At 65.8% G+C, this 2844-nt stretch carries 2 protein-coding genes; both read left to right on the forward strand.

Translation table 11 applies throughout. The annotated features are described in order from the left end of the window. On the forward strand, window positions 1-2044 hold a 2044-nt coding region (locus ACFWF3_RS30935), incomplete at its 5' end, for a 3-hydroxyacyl-CoA dehydrogenase NAD-binding domain-containing protein (protein WP_379317250.1). 201 nt (window positions 2045-2245) lie between these two features. After that, window positions 2246-2844 (forward strand): acyl-CoA dehydrogenase family protein (locus ACFWF3_RS30940; RefSeq protein ID WP_379317252.1); only part of this gene is annotated, 599 nt, incomplete at its 3' end.

Genomic DNA, 2844 nt, shown 5'->3' on the forward strand with positions numbered 1-2844 from the left:
GGTCGTGGACCGGCTGGAAGCCGAGCGGGAATCGATCACCGGCGTGGTGATCACCTCGGCGAAGCGCTCGTTCTTCGCAGGTGGCGATCTGCGGGACCTGATCCGGGCCACACCGGAGCACACCGAGCACGTCACCGAATCCACCACCGCCATGAACGCACGGCTGCGCCGCCTCGAGACACTGGGCAAACCGGTCGTGGCGGCTATCAACGGTCTCGCGCTGGGCGGCGGCCTCGAGATCGCGCTCGCGACGCATCACCGCATCGCGGCGGACATCGATGATGTCGTCATAGGATTGCCCGAGGTCACCTTCGGTCTGATGCCCGGTGCGGGCGGAGTCGTCCGCACCACGCGGCTGCTCGGAGTCCAGAGCGCACTCGGCAACGTTCTGCTGCACGGTCAGCGACACGGCCCCGGCCGGGCCAAAGACCTCGGACTCGTCGACGAGTTGGTGTCCTCGGTGGACGAACTGCTGCCGAAGGCCAAGGCGTGGATCGAAGCCAACCCCGGTGCCGTCCAGCCCTGGGACGCCGAAGGCTACTGGATGCCCGGTGGCTCGCCTGCGGACCCGGCCTTCGCGGCGAACTTGCAGGCGTTCGCAGGCAACCTGCGCAAACAGGTCAAGGGTGCGCCGATGCCCGCTCCGCGGGCGATCCTGGCCGCCGCGATCGAGGGCGCGCAGGTGGACTTCGACACCGCGGCGCTGATCGAGACCCGCTACTTCGTCAGCATCGTGATCGGTCAGGTCGCGAAGAACATGACCAAGGCGTTCTATTTCGATCTGCGGCGGATCGCTGCGGGCGGTTCACGTCCCGATGGCATCGAGAAGTACACCGCGCGCAAGGTCGGTGTACTCGGTGCCGGGATGATGGGCGCGGCCATCGCCTATGTGACGGCGAAGGCAGGCATCGACGTGGTGCTCAAAGATGTGTCCAAGGAGAAGGCCGAACGGGGCAAGGGCTATGCGGTCAGGCTCGAGCACAAGGCGCTTGCCCGGAGCAAGACAACACAGGAGACGTCGGACGCGGTGCTCGCGCGGATCGAGCCGACGGCCGACCCGGGGGACCTCGCCGGCGTGGACTTCGTGATCGAGGCCGTTTTCGAAAGTCCGGAACTCAAGCACAAGGTGTTCGGCGAGATCGAGAACATCGTCGACCCGGATGCCGTTCTGGGTTCGAACACCTCCACGCTGCCGATCACTGATCTCGCCGAGGGTGTGCAGCGGCCGGAAGACTTCATCGGCATCCACTTCTTCTCACCGGTGGACAAGATGTCACTCGTGGAGATCATCCGCGGCGAGAAGACATCCGACGCGACCCTCGCGAAGGCCTTCGACTACGTCTTGCGGATCGGGAAGACACCGATCGTGGTCAACGACAGTCGTGGCTTCTTCACCTCGCGCGTGATCGGCACGTTCGTCAACGAGGCGATGGCGGCCGTCGGCGAAGGTATCGAGCCCGCGTCGATCGAACAGGCAGGCGCGCAGGCCGGTTATCCGGCTCCGCCGCTGCAGTTGATGGACGAGCTGACCTTGACGCTGCCGCGCAAGGTCCGCCAGGAGACCCGTGCCGCGGTCGAGGCCGCGGGTGGACAGTGGACGCCGCACAGTTCCGAAGCTGTCATCGACCGCATGATCGACGAGTTCGGCCGCTCGGGCCGTTCCACCGGTGCCGGCTTCTACGAGTATGTCGACGGTAAACGCACCCGTATCTGGCCCGGCCTGCGTGCGGCGTTCGACAGTGGTAGCACCCAGATCCCGCTCGAGGACCTGCGCGACCGCATGCTGTTCGCCGAGGCACTCGAGACTGTCAAGTGTCTCGACGAGGGAGTGCTGAACTCCGTGGCGGACGCCAACATCGGCTCGCTGCTCGGGATCGGCTTCCCCGCCTGGACCGGCGGGGTCATCCAGTACATCAATCAATTCGACGGCGGTGTACCGGGTTTCGTGGCGCGGGCCCGAGAACTGGCCGAACGCTACGGTGACCACTTTCTGCCGCCGAAGTCGTTGGTGGAGAAGGCGGAAAAGGGTGAGATCTACGAGTAGGACTACGCGGTGATCATTTCCGCGTTCATCTGGTCCTTCCTCGGCAACCAGAGTCGGCGGGTCGGCATCGACCCGCCGGCGCCCGACGAAGGCGATGCGGCGCAACCGAATTCAGGGCGGCACGGCTGCTCGCGATCCGAAGCCGAGCCGAGCGACCCGGAGCGTTAGATCGCTCGTGACACAGGATACGGAGGCATCCAGGTGGGCCACTACAAAAGCAATGTTCGTGACCTCGAATTCAACCTGTTCGAGGTGCTCGCGATCGACGGCGTTCTCGACTCCGGCGAGTTCGGCGACCTGGATGCCCCCACGATCCGTGCGATGCTGGCCGAATCGGCGCGGCTGGCCGAAGGTCCGCTCGCGGAGTCGTTCGCCGACGCGGACCGCAATCCGCCGACGTTCGACGCGGCCACGCACGCGGTCTCGCTGCCCGAGTCGTTCATCCGATCGACACTGGCCTGGCAGAAGGCGGGCTGGCACAAAGTCGGGCTGAAAGAAGAAGTCGGTGGCACGGTGGCACCGTCGGTGGTCAAATGGGCGATCTGGGAACTGTCCCTCGGGGCCCAGCCGGCGGCGTTCGTGTACACCAGCGGGCCGCAGAACGCCGAGATCCTGCACGACCTCGGCAATGCTGCCCAGCAGCGGTGGGCCCAGATCGCTGCCACGCGTGAATGGGGCGGGACCATGGTGATGACCGAATCGGACGCCGGTTCGGATGTGGGTGCGTGCCGCACCACCGCGGTCCGGCAGGGCGACGGCAGCTGGCATCTCGAAGGTGTCAAACGATTCATCACCGGCGG

The sequence above is a fragment of the Nocardia sp. NPDC060220 genome (genome assembly GCF_042727815.1).
Taxonomy (GTDB): domain Bacteria; phylum Actinomycetota; class Actinomycetes; order Mycobacteriales; family Mycobacteriaceae; genus Nocardia.